A 16,364-nucleotide genomic window follows, 5' to 3' on the forward strand; every position below is an offset into this window, starting at 1 on the left:
GAAACCGGTAACTGCACGCTCACGGTTCGAAACGACGACCGACCGCGGCTGGAACCGAACGGGACAGCCCGTGATCGATAGATGTTTGGACGACAACTCGAGCGAGAGATTCTGATGGCCCTTGCCGACGAGGGGCCGCTGTCTGCTATCGATCTCGCCGGGATGATCGACAAGCATCCGCTGACAGTCGAGCAAGCGTGCGATCGCCTCTGTGATCAGGGCGACATCCGGTCGGTCGGCAGCCGCCGGTACGAACTCGCCGCGTCAGGCCGTCACCAACTCACCGACACGGAACCGACACGGAACGGTTCGGGCAGATCCGATCTGAACGGACTGGCGGACTGATACCCGGTTGATCGACGGGCGATTTCTTGGTTGGCACCTCGCTTACTCGACCCAGACGGTCTTTCGGTTGACGAACTCGAGCATCCCTTCTCGCGCGAGTTCGCGGCCGTAGCCTGATTCCTTGACGCCGCCGAACGGCACTCGCGGATCGGATTTGATGAGTTGATTGACATAGACACAGCCGGCGTCGATCTCGCGTGCGAGCCGCTGGCCGCGCTCGCGGTCGGTCGTCCAGATGCTTGCGCCGAGTCCGAATTCCGTGTCGTTTGCCTTCGCGACGATCGCTGCCTCGTCGTCGAGTTCGTAGACGGCGGCGACGGGGCCGAACGTCTCCTCACTGTCGGCCGGACAGCCCTCGGGGATGTCAGTCAGCACGGTCGGCGGATAGTAGGCACCCTCACGGTCCATCGGCTCGCCGCCCGTGAGCACGTTAGCACCAGCCTCGACGCTCGCCTCAACCTGTTCGTGGAGGTCGTCCATAAGATCCTCCCTGGCCTGCGGGCCGATGTCGGTCGCTTCGTCGGTCGGATCGCCGACGGTGAGTGACTCGATCTCGTCGACGAACCGCTCGAGGAATTCGTCGTAGACGTCGGTGTGGACGAGGAATCGCTTGCCGGCGATACAGGACTGGCCGCCGTTCTGGTTGCGCGCCCACGCGCCGGTTTCGGCCGCGTTGTCGATGTCGGCGTCATCGAGGACGATGAAGGGATCGCTACCCCCGAGTTCGAGGACCGATTTCTTGAGCTGGTCGCCCGCCGTCGAGGCGACTGCCCGGCCTGCCGGGCCGCTTCCGGTGACCGTCGCGGCTTTGATACGCTCGTCTTCGATAATATCGTCGACCAAATCGGAAGGGATCAGCAACGACTGGAAGACGCCATCGGGATAGCCAGCCTGCCGAAACACGTCTTCGATGGCCTGTGCACAGCCAGGGACGTTCGAGGCGTGCTTGAGCAGTCCGACGTTGCCCGACGTGAGATTCGGTGCTGCGAAGCGAAACACCTGCCAGAACGGGAAGTTCCACGGCATCACCGCCAGAATCGGGCCGAGCGGATCGTAGACAGTCTTGACGTCCGATCCCGGCGGGCTCGGATGGGAATCGGCCTCGAGATAAGCGCTTCCGTGTTCCGCGTAGTGATCACAGACCCACGCACACTTCTCAACCTCGGCGATCGCCTGCGAGATCGGTTTGCCCATCTCGCGAGTCATCGTCTCCGCGTACTCGCGTTTGTTCTCACGGAGGACATCCGCGGCTGCCGCGAGCAGTTCCTCCCGCTTTCGGATCGGCTCATCTTGCCACGTCTCGAACGCCGCCGACGCCCGTTCGATGGCCGCCTCGACATCGGATTCGGTATCTTCCTCGATCGTGTCCTCTCGCTCGCCAGTGGCAGGATTGATAACGTCCATCATGCAGAGTGTATCTGTCGACGCCGATTAGTGTTTCCCGCGTTCTCGCCAGCAGCCTCGAGCCCGCTCGTTCGACATTTGCCGACAGGTCGCGTTATCGGCCGATGCGGTCTGCTGTAACGAGTTACCGGTGGGCCCGCAGTGCGGGTCGCGGTTGCACCGGAAATGACGTACAGTAGTCCGTATGATGCGATCCGAGAGTCCCATCGTCGACAGCGGCGTATCGAGGCACACGGCCGTCACTATCCGCCGCATCGAACGTGTTCGACCCGACATACAAGTAGGCGAGTTGCCACAGTACACTCATGCCAGAAATAACGTCAGTAGACGCACTCGAGTCGACGCCACACGCCGAAGTGTTCGACGTCGACGCGCCACGAACGGTTCGTCTCCAGCTCGAGGCGGACGACCGCATGCCGAAACACCGCCATCCGGAGTCGAACGTCGTGTTGTACGTCTTGGAGGGGACACTCGAGCTCACGCTTGGAGACGACAGCTACGACCTCGAGCAGGGCAATGTCGTCCGGTTCGACGGGGACCAGCCAATCTCGCCGCACGCGCTCACGGCAAGTGCGGCGCTGCTCGTCTTCGCACCGAAGACGGATGCCTAGCCGACGGTCGTTGCGACGCCTTTCGTCTGCCGGTAGTCGCTGTCGAGGATCGCCTCGAGTTGCGAAATGATTGCCTCACGGTCATCATCGTACCACTCGACGGGGTCTTTGATCGGGACGACCAGAAAGCCGCGGCCGCGGATGTCGGTGGCGTGAAGCTCGTCCATCTCGAGGTCGAGTCGCTGTCGCTGGGTCGTATACTCTCGCAGGACGTGATCGGTCGCGCGAGCACCGACGGGCAGGAGGATGTGTGCGTTGATCGCGCGCAGTTCGGCGTCGAAAAAGCGCTCGAGGGTCGCGTAGTCCTCGTCGGTCGGCACGTCCCCGTCGGGCAGGCTACACATGTGGATGTAGCTCAGAAAGCAGTTCTCGAGGACGGGGTCGTCGCGTGGGCCGCTGGCGAAGCCAACTGCCCGAAGGACGTCCTGAATCGCGTGTCCGCTCTCGGTTTCGGTAAACGGGATACCAGTGGATTCGCCGCCGTGGACGCCGGGATAGTCACCGATCACGTGAAAATCAGCGTTGGCGTCACCGTAGCCGAAGACCGCCGGTCGATCATCGGGATCGGAGCGGTCAAAGGGTGGCTCGAGTCCGAACGGGTTGCTCGTCCTGTCGGTCACGTTTTGCACACCGGATGAAGGCGGCGGGCAGACAAAACGACAGCGGTCGGATCTGGCCGTGTTGAGCGACGAGCGACAGAGAGCGGTCGACGAGCGTGACTGGCGACGCAGACGGCGGTGGGTTTATGTTTTGGTCGTTCGTTTTCTGTCGCAGATGTATCAGACGGGCCATTACGGTGGTGCACTCACGGCGTATGCGCCGCTTGGGACCATCGTCGCCCTGATGGGGTACGGCGAGATCGCCCTCGTCGGCGGTCTCGTCTGTGTGGCGCTGTCGACGCTGCCCGACTACGATCATCGGCTCCCGCTGATCGACCACCGTGGGCCGACCCACACGATCCTGTTTGCGTTGGCCGTCGGAGCCGGCCTCGCCACACTCGCTGCCGTCTCCATCGACGCCTCCTCCACACTCGTCGACATCGGCATCGATGCGTTCGCGTTTCTCGTCGGCGTGGTTTCGATCGGTTCCCATCTCCTCACGGACGCGCTCACGCCGATGGGGATTCGACCGTTCTGGCCGGTTTCACGTCGCCGATACTCCTTCGAGATGACGACAGCCGACAACCCGGTTGCCAACTACGGATTATTCGGGCTGGGGATCGCAGCCGCCCTCGCCGGTCTCTCGATCACCCTTGTCGTCGGGTGACGGCCATCCCGACGACGAACGTCACGAGGAGTGCGGCTGCGGTGACGAGATAGGGCATCTCGAGTGCGGGGTTGACCGCCTGCCGGCCGAAAAAGAGGACCGAGACAACGAGCGGCGGCCCCACGAGGAGGGGTGTCACGCTCCGTCCGGTGTACCGACGGCGACCGACCATCGCGGCGACGATTGCTGCACCGAGCAGTGTGAGCGTCACGGCGTACTGAATCAGTTGCATCGTCGGCGAATACGTCTCAATGCCGGCATCGACGACGGGGCTGAGGATCACGTGGGCCGGTAGCGCGACGATTCCAAGCGCGAGCGCGCCGGTGACGTGGGTCGTCGTCAGTCGCGATGCCCACACGAGGACTGTCGCGACGAGGAACAGCGTGAAGATGGTGACAGCCGTCCAGAAGTGCAGCGACAGGATGTCCATCGTGTACTGCGTGACGGTTTCGCGGCCGAGTGCGACCTGGACCGGCGTCAACACCATCCCGAGGACGACCAGCCCGGTGACGCGCCGGTCGACGTCGGGGAGTCGCCAGGCTGCAAGCGCCGAGCCGATGATGGCAAAGCCGGCGAACATCGCGACGAAGCGGTGGAACCACTCGTAGAAACTCGGCAGGTTCGCCGGAAACAGGTTGTACGGGCCGGCATCACACTGGGGCCAGTTCGCCTGACAGGCCAGGCCGGAGCCCGTTGCTTTCGCCGCAACACCCAGCAGGATCGTCGCCGCAACCAGCGTGAGCGTCGCGGTCAACAGGTGCGGGTAACTGAACCGATCGATCAGCGACCGAACTCTCGAGTCGGGCGTATGATTGTCGTACGACACGGGCGTTCACGCAGGAGTTAGAACGGGCCATACTTAGGTTGACCGAGTCGTTCGGTCTCGGCGGGAATCGGCGACTGTCCTCGACGCGCCCGGTCACTCGAGCGAGACCCACTCGCCGCGGTCGTCACTTGCCTCGATCGCGTCGAGGACCCGCTGGGCGGCGAGGCCGTCCGCAAAGTTGGGTTCGTACTCACTTCCATCGGCGACGGCACACAAGAACTCGTAGTTCTCGTGGACGAAGAGATGTTCCCAGCCGATAACGTGGCCCGGCGGCCACCAGTGGTCGATATAGGGGTCGTCTTCGTCGGTCACGAGAATCGTCTCGTAGCCGCGATCACCGTCGCGGAGCACCTCGAGTTCGTTCAGCCGCTCGAGGGAAAACCGCAGACTCCCCTCGGAACCATGAATTTCGATCGTGTGATCGTTCTTGTGTCCCGTCGCGAAGCGCGAGGCTTCGATGGTCCCCAGTGTACCGTTTTCGAACTCGAGTTGTGCCGAGTAGGCGTCGTCGACGGTAACGGGTCTGGTCTCGTCGGTTCCGGTCCCCTCCACCGGTCGTTCGTCGACGAACGTCTGTAAGTGGCCACTCACGCGTTCGATGTCGCCCGCGAGGCCTTCGCTGCCGACGAGAAACCGCAGGAGGTCGACCGTGTGCGCGCCGAGGTCCCCCAATGCGCCCGACCCAGCCAGTTCTGCATCGTTGCGCCACGACCACGGGGCTTCTGGATCGACCAGCCAGTCCTGCAGATAGCGCCCGCGGACGTGGTGGATCTCGCCGAGGTCGCCAGCCTCGAGTAACCGCTTTGCATACTGGATCGCAGGGACGAACCGATAGTTGAACGCACACCCTGCGGGAACGTCGTTGCCAGCCTCGCGTGCCGCTCGTGCCATCGCCTCGGCGTCTTCGAGCGTCGGGGCGAGTGGCTTCTCGCAGAAAACAGGTGTGCCGGCCTCGAGCGCGGCGACCGACGGCTCGCGATGGACGTGATTCGGACCGAGATTGTAGAAGACGTCGACATCGTCGACGACGTCACGCCAGTCGGTCGCGGTCGCGTCGAAGCCAAGCCGGTCGGCGGCGTCGGCCAGCGCCGATTCGTGGCGGCCGATCAGGACACTGCGGTCGATCGCGGGCGCGTCCGGGAAGAACATCGGCAGTCGCGCCATCGCGTTCGCGTGTGCTTTGCCCATGAACCCATAGCCGAGCACGCCGACCTCGAGAGGCATGGGCAGGCGTTCACCGGCCCGGTAGTTAGCGCTTTGTGGTGTGGCAGCCGGGGAGGTTACTCCGCGTCGGTCGCGAAGCCGCCGCGGTGGACGATTTCCTCGAGTGGCTTGCGGTCGCTTGGCTGTTCGCGCGCTTGGAGGTCGTCGGGCAGCGTTTCGGGGGGTGCGCGCTCGCCGATCGAGACCATCGCTTCGACGGCGAACTCCTCGGGAACGTCGAGTTCCGCGGCTGCGCGCTCGTAATCGAACCCGGCCATCCCGTGGATGGCCAGGCCGCGGCGTGCGCCCTCGAGCGCGAGGTTCTGCCAGGCTGAACCGGTGTCAAAGGAGTGGACCGGGGCCGGTTCGCCGTTGTGATCGAAGGTGGTCTTCGAGACGATGACCGCGAGCACGGCAGCGTCACTTGCCCACGACCGATTCCCCTCGGAGAGGAGGTCGACGAAGGTGTCCCACTCGTCGTCTTCACGGCTCGCGTAGATGAACCGCCAGTGCTGGTTGTTGAACGCGGAGGGTGCCCAGCGGGCGGCCTCGAACAGCGGGAGATACTCGGCTTCGTCGAGTGGTTCGCCGGTCATCGCGCGTGGCGACCACCGGTTGACGAACAGCGGGTCGATCTCGTAGTCAGGGTCGCGGTGTTCGGCAACGTCATCGCGCAGGTCGTGTCGAGTCGCAGTGGATTCTGCCATCGATCGCTGGTAGGGACCTGCGATATGTATACGTTATCGGACAAACGGGATACCAGGTAACACTCGTGTCGTGGTCATGTCCGCTGGTTAGACACTCCTGCTCACTATGATTTTCGAGTGATACTCTCTCGTGATAGCGGAGAACGGTGGCTACTGCGAACCCAATTGCGCTGGCACAATCCGGCGCGAGAAAACGGAGAGAAGCTCGTACGTCGATCGACCGATCAGTCGTCGGCCGGCGTTGGCGTCTCGCGCTCGATGTCGATGTTGTCCGCATCGAGGTCCGCCTCGACATTACGGGCTGCCTGCACCATGTTCTCCATCTTGCCGTAGGCGACCTCACGAGGCAGCAGCTTCAGGCCACAGTCCGGCGAGACGACCAGCTGTTCCGGCGGGACGACCTCGAGACCCTTCTTGATGTTCTCCTCGATCTGCTCGACCGATTCGACCTCGGCGACGTGAACGTCAACGACGCCAAGCGCGAGATCAGCAGTGAACGCGGGGTGTTTGAACACGTCGAGTTGTTCGTAGTCGCCGTTGGCGAGCTCTAAGTCGAACTCGTCGACGGGGAACTCGAGGATCTCGGGGTAGATGCGGGAGTAGTCGCCGTAACAGACGTGCAGTCCAATGCGGACCTCCTCGGGGATGTCGGCGACGATCCGTTCGAGTGCTTCGCCGACGATGGCGTGGTCGTCGGGCGTGGTCGCGAGCGCGGGCTCGTCGATCTGGATGTAGCGGGCACCGGCGTCGACGAGCTTCTCGATTTCCTCATTGACGAGGTCGGCGAGGGCGTAGGCGAGGTCCGCGTCGTCCTCGTAGGCTTCGTTGAACGCCCAACTCGCGAGCGTGTATGGTCCAGTGATCGGGACCTTCACGGGGCGGTCGGTGGCGCTGGCGGTGAACTTGTACTCGTCGACGAGCCAGCTCTCGTCGTACTCGACTTCGCTGACGACGGAGGGCTTGTCGAAGTAGTTGTGTCCCCACACCTTGACGGGACCGTTGAATTCGTAGCCGTCGATCCGGTGGGCGAAGAACTCGACCATCTCGTTGCGCCGCATCTCGCCGTCGACGACGGTATCGAGGCCGGCGCGCTCGTGTTCGTTCGTGATGACGAGGGCGGCGTCGTCTTTCGCTTCCTGCCAGTTGTCCTCGTCGAAGTCGGCCTCATCGTCCTCGTAGAGCTCTTTCGAGCGGTTGAGCCACTTGGGTTTGGGGTAGGAGCCGACGACGCTCGTCAGCAGGAAGTGGTCGTTCTCGTGATCCTCCGGTCGGAACTGGTCTTTGGTGTCGCTCATGCTGGGGTCACCTCCGCGAGATCCGCGGCTTCCGCAAGGACTTCGAGTTTCTCGACGTACTTTGCGTAGGGCAGATAGAACGTCTCGGTGTTCGTCGTTAGATAGACCGTCTCGAACTCGGCCGTCGGCAGCTGTCCCTCGACCCACTCGACGCGGTCACGGATCGCTTCGGGGTCTTCGACGAGGGTGTTCTGGCCGTCAGCGAGACCGAGCGCGATGTCGTCTGTTGCGCCGTACTCCTGGATGTTGTAGAGGTTGTCGTCCTGATTCGAGACGAAGTCGAAGCCGACGGCGTCGATGTCGGCGTCGAGCAGATGTGCGTAGACCTTCTCCTCGAGTGCGCCCCAGTAGGGATGGACGACGACGTCGGCGTCGACGGCGCTTGCGACCTGATCGATCGCCTCGCTTGCGCGTTCGTCTTCGCCGTCGTCAGGTACGTTCTCGACCAGCGAGGGCTCGAGCAAGAATAGCGTCTCGACAGCGGGGAAGGCGTCGGCCTCGTCGGCGAGGAAGTCTGCGATCGCAGCGAGGAAGTCGGCCTCGTCGCCGTAGTGGTCGTCGGTCGCGAGGTCGGCAAGTGAGTACGGGCCGGGGAGGACGGCTTGGAGATCGTCGCCGTCGGTCAGGTCGGCGGCCGCCTCGAGTTCCGAGGCGACATCACCGGTGGCCGCGAGGTCGTCGGTGACGACGGGCTCGCGATAGAAGTTGTTGTTGTCGTAGTAGCGGACGATCCCGCGCGTCTCGACGGCGTCGTTGACCGCAAGCGGATGGGCGAGCATGTCGTCCCAGCGCAGTTGGCCTTCGACGATTCGGTCGAGGCCGGCGTCTTGCTGGACGCCGATCACTTCGTCGCGGGCCTCTTCGTAGACCGCGGTGATCTCCTCGCCCTCGTCGCCGCTGATGAGGTCGTGTTTCTGGTGGCCTTTGAGATGCGAGAGGTCGTCTTTCGCCCAGTCCGGGAGCGGATACAGCCCCGGCGTGGTCGAAACGTACTCAGTCATCGTACACTCGGCTAGGGTATACCGACGCTTAATATTTTCCATCCAATGTAATGCATTACAGTAATTTTTGCAGGTTTCGACGCGATCGATGGCTCGAGTCGAGAATAGTGTGAACACTCGTCACAGGCAAAGAGACACTGGTTTTGCTATCTGCACGCAAGGGTGGCAATAACTGATGGCGTACGAACCGTTCTCACATTTCCCGTGAGAGAGCCTTCAGTCGATCAGTACGGATGAAGGACAGATCTCAGAGGGAACTAATTCAGTCGGACGCGTCTGAAAACGAAATCGTCGTTCACCGTCGCCGAGGCGACAATGAAGTTAGACTTAGTTGCGGACGACGTTCGTCGCGCGAGGACCCTTGGGGGCCTGTTCGATATCGAAGTCAATGTCTGTGCCTTCTTCGAGGTCCGGACCGCCAACGTCTTCCATGTGGAAGAACACGTCATCGTCCGCGTCGTCCGTCGAAATGAAACCGTAGCCGCCTGTGTCGTTGAAGAAATCAACCGTACCGTTTGCCATTACACTAACTCAAAGTGCAATCATACGGTTAAGTATTCCGCATTTGTTTTCAAAATATGTTAGCAACAGTTGCAACATCACGTAATATAGTGCAATCGTAGATATTTAACCACTATTCGGCGAGATACTGGGTAATAGTGTCCGGTACGTCACAATGGGCGAAAACTTTCGATGTATCCTCAGTTCTCCGACAGTGGTGTGGTCTACGCTCGCACAGAGTGAGATTGTAGACAGTCTGGCGTTCAGTTCACAGACCGAGAGTAGCCACTGACGTTACTACACACCCGATCGCACGCCGGCCCTGCGTCGTGTGTCAATCGGTTCAGTTGGGACAATACTCACCAGCTTGATTCACTGTTACCGCGGGGGCAAGCCCCGCGGCTTCACCGTTTTGACCGCACGTCCCGAAACGGGCCGTGCGGTCGCAGGCGAGTTTAATTCCCCTCGGACTTCCCATGACGAGTCGTTGGAATTAATACCCGAACGCTCGGTGCGTCCGTGAGGGTCGGCCGCTCCACCACGGCCCGACAACTCCCGTCTCACCACGCCAAAGACGCGGGTTTTGAGAGGAGTCGCATTCCTCGCAACTGCCGGCAGTTGCTTCGGATTAAGGTCTTTAATCCATGTCGCAACTGTACTCTCCAATACGGTGGTATCCATCATATAGATTACGCGATTCACCCTCGGGGTCAAGCCCCGAGGCACTCTCGCTGTATCTCTGTAGATATGGGGGCGATCAACACCGGAAGAAGACTTCTCTGACACCCTCAGTGTAGCTTCAAGCGTGAGCGTATAACAATATATTCTCTGAGCGCGTATCTCCCAGAATGGGAGCGAAGAAGTATATCGTTGATCTCAGCGACGAAGACCGCAAGACGCTCGAACAGTTCACGTCCACTGGAGAACAGAGAGCACAAGAGAACACACGCGCACGCATCCTTCTGAAAGCTGACGACGGGCTCACTGATGCGACAATCAGTGAGCACGTCGGCTGTCATCCCCAAACCGTCCACAACACGCGCAAAGACTACACTGAACGAGGGCTCGCGGCGATTCATCGCCGCAAGCCCGATCGGGAGTACGAACGCAAACTCGATGGCAACGCCGAAGCCCACCTCATCAAACTCGCTTGCAGTGAACCGCCGGAAGGTCACTCTCGTTGGACACTACACCTCCTTGCCGACGAGCTCGTCACCCTCGACGAGATCGACTTCGAGTCGATCTCTCATGAGGCCGTTCGACAGCGTCTAAAAAAACGCCCTGAAACCTCATCTCTCCAGCTACTGGGAGATACCACCAGAACAGGACGCTGACTTCGTCTACTACATGGAAGATGTTCTCAGCCTCTACCACGAACCGTACGACGAGAACCGTCCAGTCATCTGCTTTGACGAATCTAGCAAGGCTCTACGAGGACACGAACGCGACCCGCTCCCGGCCCGACCGGGAGCGGTCGCCCGTTCCGATCACCGCTACAAACGCAACGGGAAACAGCGAATACACCTCTCGACAGAACCGCTGACTGGCTGGGTGAACGTTGAAATTACCGAGAAGGGGCGAACAACAGAATGGATCGACCAAATGGTCGAGCTCGCAGATGTTCACTACCCGGATGCAGTCCGCATCCGGGTAGTGATGGATCAGCTCAATACACACAAACCCGCTGCCTTCTACCAGTTCTTTCCGCCAGATTATGCCCAAGCGTATCTTGATCGCTTCGAGTTTCACTACACTCCCAAGAGAGGAAGCTGGCTGAATATGGCCGAAATCGAGATAGGTGTCCTCAAACGACAATGCCTTGATCGCCGGATCTACCACGCAGCGACCCTCCGAGCGGAGGTCGCTGCGTGGCAAAGGCGTCGAAGCACGACCAATCGTCCTATTGACTGGCAGTTTACTACTGACGACGCCCGGATCAAGCTACGGCAGCTCTACCCAATTGAGATTGAAAAGGATCTATAGATTCAGACTTGAAGCTACACTCAGTATGGTACCCCTGCGTTCGTCATGTCGGCCCCTCAGCGGTGTAACTCGAGCACAGTTAGCGTCTCGAAGGGGAACGACTCGTCGGCGACGGCGACAGCGCTAAATCCTTCTTCGCCGGCTCGCTCGACGACCGCGTCGACGCCAGTGAGACTACTCACGAGGAGATAGACGACGCCATCGGGCGCGAGCACGCGACCGACAGACGACAGGAACGGGTCGATAACGGCTCGACCGTCTTCGCCGCCCGACAGCGCATGTTCCATCCAGTCGTCCCACTCGTTTTCGGGATCGGTCGGCAGATACGGCGGGTTGAACGCCACTGCGTCGAACACCTCTTCTCGAAACGGGGCGACCAGATCTGCCCGCACCGTTTCGACGTTCGCAGCCCGAGCCTGGCGAACCGCATGCGGGTTCAGATCCGACGCGATTATGCGTGCCGTCGTTTCGTCGGCGATCCGACCCGCGACGTAGCCCGAGCCGGTGCCGACCTCGAGGACGAGTTCGTCCCCCGTAAGACGTTCCGTGGCTGTGTCAGCCAGTAGCTGCGAGTCCTCTGCGGGCTGGTAGACATCCGGTTCTTGCTTGCGTCGGTCCTCGAGTCCCATTCTATTGTTCCTCCGGTGTTGTCGTTGTCATGCGGTGGTCACTGGATTCGTCGCCTGATAACGTCTCACGTTCATCGGTGACACGAAAGCCGCCGGCTTCGGGCCGCCCGGTAAGTTCACGCTGTGGGTACGGGATTTTGATGTCTTCGTCTTCGAACGTCTCCTTGATAGCACTAATCGCAGCGGTTCGGGCGTTCCAGTAGCGTCTGGCGCTTGGGGTATCGATCCAGAACCGAACCCCGAGTACGACCGCAGAGTCGCCAAAGGACTTGCCGACGACCCGTGGAGCCGGTGCTGTCATCGCTTCATTGACCTCGTCGATCGCCGCTTTTGCGAGGGCAGCGGCCCGGTCGACATCGGTCTCATAGTCGACACCGATCTCGACCTCGAGTCGTAGCCGGCCGCGCTTCGAGCGGTTGGTCACCGTGCCCGAGGCGATGACGTCATTGGGGATCATGATGTACTCCCCGTCGAACGACCGGACCTGGGTGTTGACGATCGAGATGTCGGTGACGACGCCCTCGTCACCCTCGACTTCGATCCAGTCGCCGATCTCGAACGGCCGAGCGAACATCAGGACGAAGCCTGCGAGTACGGTCCCGAGCGTCTGCCGAGCCGCCATCCCGAGGACGATCCCGAGGAACCCAGCCCCGACGAGCAGGCTGCCGAGATCCTCGATCCAGATACCGAGCACAACGACCAGCGAGACCGCCCAGATGAGTACCTGCGAGAGCCGGTGGGTGACTTTCCGCTGGTGGGCCGTCACGGCCGCAGAGGAGTTGAAGATCCCCTCAACCACCCGGCTGACAAAGCGGGTGGCGATGACCGTCACGACCAGCAGGAGAAACGAGACGATGGCGCGCGCGACATCGTCACTGTCGAGTCCGAGATTCGTCGAGAGCCGTTGAACCTCCTCCGTGCGCCCCCAGACACCCGTCACGACGGCGAGACTTACCAGACAGGCTGCAATGAGCACCGACATCGATATGACGTCGGCGTACAGCGGCCGCGTCCGCTCACATATCCACGTGTGAAGCCGCCGATAGGAGAAGAGCACGGCGATCACAAGCGCGACCGCCACGATGGAGACCGCGAGTTTGAGCTCGGTCGTCGAAGCCGCCTCCGACAGCCAATCGAGCCCGGTTAGTAGTCCGGCCATGCGTTCATCTCTCCGATCTGTCGTCCGCGCAGCTTTGAGTATCCGTTGGTTGGGCCCGTCTGGCTCGAGCCGTCACTCAATCAGTCGTTTTCGGGCTCGCCAACGTCCCACGCGAGCTGAGCCAGCGCGGCGAACTCGGCCGGTGCCATCGCGCCGGCCCGCTTTTGCAGGACGTCCTCGTCGGCCGCGTCGACGACTGCCTCCGGTTCCGCGAGCCCGGAGATATGTGCCGTATTCCGGATCGCGTTCCGGATCGTCTTCCGGCGCTGGGTGAACAGCGCCTTGACGAACCGCAGGAAAAAGTCCTCGTCGGCGACCTCGTAGTCGGGCTCGCGCGGGACGGCGCGAATTACTGCACTCTGGACCGCCGGCGGCGGCGAAAACGCCTCCTTCGGGATCGACTCGACGAGTTCGATATCCGCATAATGCTGGCTCGAGACCGAGAGCCGGCCGTACTCGCTCGTGCCTGACTCGGCGACCATCCGCTCGGCGAACTCCTGCTGGAACATCAACACGAGCGGCTTCCCTTCGGGAAAGAGCCGGAAGGCGATCTCGCTCGAAACGCCGTAGGGCAGGTTCGAGACCGACGCCGAGAAGTCAGGCAGGTCGACTGCAAGGGCGTCGCCCTCAATCACGGTCAGATCGCCGGCCGCGATTTCGTCGGCGAACTCCTCACGCAGGAACGCGGCGAGGTCGGGGTCGCGTTCGACGACGGTTACTTCGTCACCGACCGCGAGCAACCGGTCGGTCAGCGCGCCCGTCCCGCCGCCGATCTCGAGGAGGTGGCTCGTGTCGGCGTCGATCTCCTCGAGATAGGTCGGCAGTCGGTCGAGGACGCGATCGTCGACGAGAAAGTGCTGGTCGCGATCCGGATCGCCGCGGATACCCGCCCGGGCGATCAGTCCGTCTGGATCTCTCATTGCCAGCGCTTTGGCTGGCGTCGGTGTAAACGCACCGTCTCGGGCGCAGGTAGCAGGTTGTGTTAGCCACGCCCAGCGGCAGAATCGTGGTTACTGGTTCTGTTCCTGCTCGCGTCGGCCCACGAAGGTCTGGTACTTGAGGTCGTCGTCGCGCAGTTCCTCGAGAATCCGATCGACGAGGATCTGATCGGGGTCGTGCAGGCCGGAGACCCGGTCGGATAGCTCCTCGAAGCTCTCGAAGGGCTTTCGCTTGCGCTCATCGAGGATGCTATTACGGAGTTTCTTCCCGATCCCCGGCAGCAAGTTCAGCTGGTGGAGCCGCAGCGTGATCGGCTGGGCGTCGTTGTAGAAGTCGACGAAGCGCTCCTCGTGTTCCTCGACGAGATCTGCGACGACGTACTCAAGTTCCGACTGGGCTCCCGAGGAGAGGTCGTCGTACTCGACGCGGTGGGCTTCGGTGACGACCTCGCGCTCGGCGGGCGGCTCGACAACAACCTCGCTGCCGATCGTGAGCCGTTCCTCTTCGTCGAACGCGACCTGATAGAGCTGGAAGTCCTCGATGCCGACAGCGTACCCTGCCGGTGACTTCGCGTACTGCGGTCGACCGTCGTCAGACAGCCCGTGTGCGAGGTAATCCAACACGACCGCGCGCCGAACGTCCGTCTCGTCGCCATCGGCTTCGCTCATTGTCGTCTGCTACGGCGAGGGCGTACTTAAAGAGTCGGCTCGCTTTCAAGAGGCGGCACGGGGAACGGCCGTGGTGTTGATGCGATTGCACTCGCGTCTCCTGTCGGCCAGCGGCGATCGGCTCCCACCTCCATGCGCGACGCGAGCGAATCTCCTTGATGGCTGTATCACTCGATGACGGCAAACCACAGCACGATCCCGACGATCAGCGCCGAGCTGCCCAGTGCGACGCTGACGAACTCGAGGCTCGCGAGCAAGGCGAGGTTCGACCCGACCGCGACGAGTGGTACCCACGGCACGCCGGGGACTCGAAACCGCCGCTCGAGATCGGGGTTCTTCCGGCGCGAGCGGAGCAACGCGATGTTGACGAACACCAGCCCACCTAACAGCATAAAGTCAGCAAAGTGGGCGAGCGACTCGAGGCCGAGTACGAGCCCGTGTGCGCCGGCAGTCTCACCGGGCGAGCCGCCAAAGAAGACGCCGAAGACCAAATAAAAGGCCAGAATCAGGCCGCCGGTCAGCACGACGGCGACCGTCGGGACGCCGGAGCGGGGATCGATCCGGTCGACGGCCGCCGGCAGGTGGTCGCGTTCGGCCATCGCCAGTTTCACTCGGGAGCCAGCAAGCACCGTCGCGTTGGCAGCCGAAATCATCGACAACAGCGCGCCGACGATGAAGACGTAGAAGCCGACGTCGCCGAGATAATACTGGGCCGCTCGCGCCATCGCGACTTCGCCGTGTGCTGCGACGAACGATGTGGCTGCAGCCGACGACGACAGCCCCGATCGGTCAGCGAGAAAGGCAAGGAAGCCGGCGTCGTTGATTGCCAGCACGACGACGGTCACGACCAGCACGTACAGCACGGAGACGATGGCGATGCTCAGAAAGATGGCCCGTGGCACGGTCCGTTCTGGCGACTCGATCTCGCCTTCGCTAGTCGCGATCGCTTCGAACCCGAAGAACGTGATAAACACGAGCGCAGAGGTCAACGCGATGTCCTCGAACTGCGTGGCGTTGGTCGCAAACGAGGTCGCGACGACATCCGCGTCGAACGCACTGAAGCCCCCGACCAGAAAGAGTCCGATCAACGCGATCTTCAGCCCGGTCAGGACGATCTGGAACGTACCGGTCTCTTCGGTTCCCGCGAGGTTGATCGCGACGAGGACCGCGAGGATGATGGCCCCGGGAATCCAGTACGGCAGTGCTTCGGTCAGCCCGATCGCCGGAAGCGAGAACCGATAGAACCAGTCAGCGAAACTCGCGAGGTAGAACGCCGCACTGGCGGGATAGCCCAAGATCAACAGCCAGCCAACCAGATACGACCAGTCCGAGTCGAACACCTCGGCGACGTACGCGTACCCGCCACCGTCGACAGTGTAGATGGTCGCGAACTCGGCGTACGTCAGCGCGGTCCCGGACGCCACCAGCGCCGCCAGGATGAACGAGACGATCGCCGCCGCACCGACGTTTGCGACGGCCAATCCCGAGAGCACGAAAACGCCTCCGGCGATCATCGTTCCGACGCCGATCGCAGTCGACTCGAGCAGGCCGAGATTCCGCTCGAGCGAGTCGTTTCCCGTGGCGACGACGGAGTCGGGTTCCGTCTCAGGCGGGGCCACGGTCGATCACCCCGCTATCGCCGTTCGTTTCTTCTCCGAGAGCCCCATCGTTGCCAGCCGTTGGATGGGGTGTCCAGCGCGAGTGGGTTCGAGGCGTCCGTTGAGGCGGCCGCTGGTGCGATCGCTGAACGGTCACGTTCGGCGATGATTATCGAGCCGGTATGATCACGCTTGTGACACTGGCTGCTGGCGTCAGTGGTCACGTGCC

General features: G+C 61.9%; 18 protein-coding genes. 5 read left to right on the forward strand and 13 right to left on the reverse strand.

Going from position 1 to position 16,364, the window contains the following annotated elements; translation table 11 throughout:
• Positions 1 to 81 precede the first annotated feature (81 nt).
• Positions 82 to 345, forward strand: a complete 264-nt coding sequence (locus BDK88_RS09210) for a helix-turn-helix domain-containing protein (protein WP_130500176.1) — start codon at positions 82 to 84, stop codon at positions 343 to 345.
• A gap of 42 nt (positions 346 to 387) precedes the next feature.
• On the opposite strand, the gene BDK88_RS09215 is transcribed toward BDK88_RS09210, so the two are convergent.
• On the reverse strand, positions 388 to 1,749 hold the full coding sequence (locus tag BDK88_RS09215; RefSeq protein ID WP_130500177.1) for an NAD-dependent succinate-semialdehyde dehydrogenase: 1,362 nt from the start codon (positions 1,747 to 1,749) through the stop codon (positions 388 to 390).
• Positions 1,750 to 2,054: 305 nt separating this feature from the next.
• Here BDK88_RS09215 and BDK88_RS09220 point away from each other — a divergent pair, with 305 nt between their 5' ends.
• Positions 2,055 to 2,360, forward strand: coding sequence for a cupin domain-containing protein (locus BDK88_RS09220; protein WP_130500178.1), 306 nt, complete (start codon positions 2,055 to 2,057; stop codon positions 2,358 to 2,360).
• Here the strand turns inward: BDK88_RS09220 and BDK88_RS09225 are convergent.
• Positions 2,357 to 2,989, reverse strand: coding sequence for a uracil-DNA glycosylase family protein (locus BDK88_RS09225; RefSeq protein ID WP_130500179.1), 633 nt, complete (start codon positions 2,987 to 2,989; stop codon positions 2,357 to 2,359). The two genes, BDK88_RS09220 and BDK88_RS09225, sit on opposite strands and share 4 nt — an antisense overlap.
• A 145-nt stretch (positions 2,990 to 3,134) precedes the next feature.
• Here BDK88_RS09225 and BDK88_RS09230 point away from each other — a divergent pair, with 145 nt between their 5' ends.
• Positions 3,135 to 3,626, forward strand: coding sequence for a metal-dependent hydrolase (locus BDK88_RS09230; RefSeq protein WP_130500180.1), 492 nt, complete (start codon positions 3,135 to 3,137; stop codon positions 3,624 to 3,626).
• Here BDK88_RS09230 and BDK88_RS09235 read toward each other — a convergent pair.
• The 6 genes from BDK88_RS09235 to BDK88_RS09260 all read right to left on the reverse strand — a co-directional run bounded on the left by BDK88_RS09235 (position 3,607) and on the right by BDK88_RS09260 (position 9,180).
• Positions 3,607 to 4,452 (reverse strand): COX15/CtaA family protein, encoded by an 846-nt coding sequence (locus BDK88_RS09235; RefSeq protein WP_130500181.1) that lies wholly within the window; start codon positions 4,450 to 4,452, stop codon positions 3,607 to 3,609. The two genes, BDK88_RS09230 and BDK88_RS09235, sit on opposite strands and share 20 nt — an antisense overlap.
• Positions 4,453 to 4,545: 93 nt before the next feature.
• Complete coding sequence (locus BDK88_RS09240) at positions 4,546 to 5,676, reverse strand: Gfo/Idh/MocA family protein (protein ID WP_130500182.1); 1,131 nt, start codon at positions 5,674 to 5,676, stop codon at positions 4,546 to 4,548.
• 56 nt (positions 5,677 to 5,732) lie between these two features.
• Positions 5,733 to 6,362 carry a nitroreductase family protein gene (locus tag BDK88_RS09245; protein WP_130500183.1) on the reverse strand — a complete coding sequence of 210 codons (630 nt, stop codon included), beginning with the start codon at positions 6,360 to 6,362 and terminating at the stop codon, positions 5,733 to 5,735.
• A 224-nt stretch (positions 6,363 to 6,586) separates the two neighbouring features.
• Entirely contained in the window at positions 6,587 to 7,657 is a 1,071-nt protein-coding gene (locus tag BDK88_RS09250) for a methionine synthase (RefSeq protein WP_130500184.1), read from the reverse strand.
• Complete coding sequence (locus BDK88_RS09255) at positions 7,654 to 8,658, reverse strand: 5-methyltetrahydropteroyltriglutamate--homocysteine methyltransferase (RefSeq protein ID WP_130500185.1); 1,005 nt, start codon at positions 8,656 to 8,658, stop codon at positions 7,654 to 7,656. The genes BDK88_RS09250 and BDK88_RS09255 overlap by 4 nt, the downstream gene beginning before the upstream one ends.
• 327 nt (positions 8,659 to 8,985) lie before the next feature.
• The gene (locus BDK88_RS09260) at positions 8,986 to 9,180 is read right to left on the reverse strand and encodes a cold-shock protein (RefSeq protein ID WP_008012129.1); all 195 of its coding nucleotides are present in this window, start codon (positions 9,178 to 9,180) and stop codon (positions 8,986 to 8,988) included.
• 827 nt (positions 9,181 to 10,007) lie between these two features.
• Here BDK88_RS09260 and BDK88_RS21520 point away from each other — a divergent pair.
• Together BDK88_RS21520 and BDK88_RS21525 are read left to right on the forward strand one after the other, a co-directional pair.
• Positions 10,008 to 10,493 (forward strand): helix-turn-helix domain-containing protein, encoded by a 486-nt coding sequence (locus BDK88_RS21520; protein WP_207225263.1) that lies wholly within the window; start codon positions 10,008 to 10,010, stop codon positions 10,491 to 10,493.
• Positions 10,471 to 11,142: an IS630 family transposase gene (locus BDK88_RS21525; RefSeq protein ID WP_242611666.1), complete on the forward strand. Its 672-nt coding sequence runs from the start codon at positions 10,471 to 10,473 to the stop codon at positions 11,140 to 11,142. The genes BDK88_RS21520 and BDK88_RS21525 overlap by 23 nt, the downstream gene beginning before the upstream one ends.
• 56 nt (positions 11,143 to 11,198) lie before the next feature.
• Here the strand turns inward: BDK88_RS21525 and BDK88_RS09270 are convergent, their stop codons facing one another.
• From BDK88_RS09270 to BDK88_RS09290, 5 genes are all read right to left on the reverse strand, one after another.
• Entirely contained in the window at positions 11,199 to 11,771 is a 573-nt protein-coding gene (locus BDK88_RS09270) for a HemK2/MTQ2 family protein methyltransferase (protein ID WP_130500186.1), read from the reverse strand.
• Position 11,772: 1 nt separating this feature from the next.
• On the reverse strand, positions 11,773 to 12,930 hold the full coding sequence (locus tag BDK88_RS09275) for a mechanosensitive ion channel family protein (protein WP_130500187.1): 1,158 nt from the start codon (positions 12,928 to 12,930) through the stop codon (positions 11,773 to 11,775).
• Positions 12,931 to 13,010: 80 nt separating this feature from the next.
• Entirely contained in the window at positions 13,011 to 13,850 is an 840-nt protein-coding gene (locus BDK88_RS09280; RefSeq protein WP_130500188.1) for a 16S ribosomal RNA methyltransferase A, read from the reverse strand.
• A gap of 90 nt (positions 13,851 to 13,940) precedes the next feature.
• Positions 13,941 to 14,537 carry a DUF655 domain-containing protein gene (locus tag BDK88_RS09285; protein WP_008012121.1) on the reverse strand — a complete coding sequence of 199 codons (597 nt, stop codon included), beginning with the start codon at positions 14,535 to 14,537 and terminating at the stop codon, positions 13,941 to 13,943.
• Positions 14,538 to 14,704: 167 nt separating this feature from the next.
• A complete protein-coding gene (locus BDK88_RS09290; protein WP_130500189.1) occupies positions 14,705 to 16,156 on the reverse strand; it encodes an APC family permease in 1,452 nt (483 codons plus the stop codon).
• Between the last annotated feature and the right edge of the window lie 208 nt (positions 16,157 to 16,364).

The organism is Natrinema hispanicum (assembly GCF_004217335.1).
GTDB lineage: Archaea > Halobacteriota > Halobacteria > Halobacteriales > Natrialbaceae > Natrinema > Natrinema hispanicum.

What these genes read in the sequence shown, in the direction of transcription:
- BDK88_RS09210 (WP_130500176.1), top strand. Translation starts at nt 82, where the DNA reads ATGTTTGGACGACAACTCGAGCGAGAGATTCTGATGGCCCTTGCCGAC.
- BDK88_RS09220 (WP_130500178.1), top strand. Translation starts at nt 2,055, where the DNA reads ATGCCAGAAATAACGTCAGTAGACGCACTCGAGTCGACGCCACACGCC.
- BDK88_RS21520 (WP_207225263.1), top strand. Translation starts at nt 10,008, where the DNA reads ATGGGAGCGAAGAAGTATATCGTTGATCTCAGCGACGAAGACCGCAAG.
- BDK88_RS09270 (WP_130500186.1), bottom strand. Translation starts at nt 11,771, where the DNA reads ATGGGACTCGAGGACCGACGCAAGCAAGAACCGGATGTCTACCAGCCC.
- BDK88_RS09255 (WP_130500185.1), bottom strand. Translation starts at nt 8,658, where the DNA reads ATGACTGAGTACGTTTCGACCACGCCGGGGCTGTATCCGCTCCCGGAC.
- BDK88_RS09240 (WP_130500182.1), bottom strand. Translation starts at nt 5,676, where the DNA reads ATGCCTCTCGAGGTCGGCGTGCTCGGCTATGGGTTCATGGGCAAAGCA.
- BDK88_RS09275 (WP_130500187.1), bottom strand. Translation starts at nt 12,930, where the DNA reads ATGGCCGGACTACTAACCGGGCTCGATTGGCTGTCGGAGGCGGCTTCG.
- BDK88_RS09245 (WP_130500183.1), bottom strand. Translation starts at nt 6,362, where the DNA reads ATGGCAGAATCCACTGCGACTCGACACGACCTGCGCGATGACGTTGCC.
- BDK88_RS09230 (WP_130500180.1), top strand. Translation starts at nt 3,135, where the DNA reads ATGTATCAGACGGGCCATTACGGTGGTGCACTCACGGCGTATGCGCCG.
- BDK88_RS09285 (WP_008012121.1), bottom strand. Translation starts at nt 14,537, where the DNA reads ATGAGCGAAGCCGATGGCGACGAGACGGACGTTCGGCGCGCGGTCGTG.
- BDK88_RS09260 (WP_008012129.1), bottom strand. Translation starts at nt 9,180, where the DNA reads ATGGCAAACGGTACGGTTGATTTCTTCAACGACACAGGCGGCTACGGT.
- BDK88_RS09280 (WP_130500188.1), bottom strand. Translation starts at nt 13,850, where the DNA reads ATGAGAGATCCAGACGGACTGATCGCCCGGGCGGGTATCCGCGGCGAT.
- BDK88_RS09215 (WP_130500177.1), bottom strand. Translation starts at nt 1,749, where the DNA reads ATGGACGTTATCAATCCTGCCACTGGCGAGCGAGAGGACACGATCGAG.
- BDK88_RS09250 (WP_130500184.1), bottom strand. Translation starts at nt 7,657, where the DNA reads ATGAGCGACACCAAAGACCAGTTCCGACCGGAGGATCACGAGAACGAC.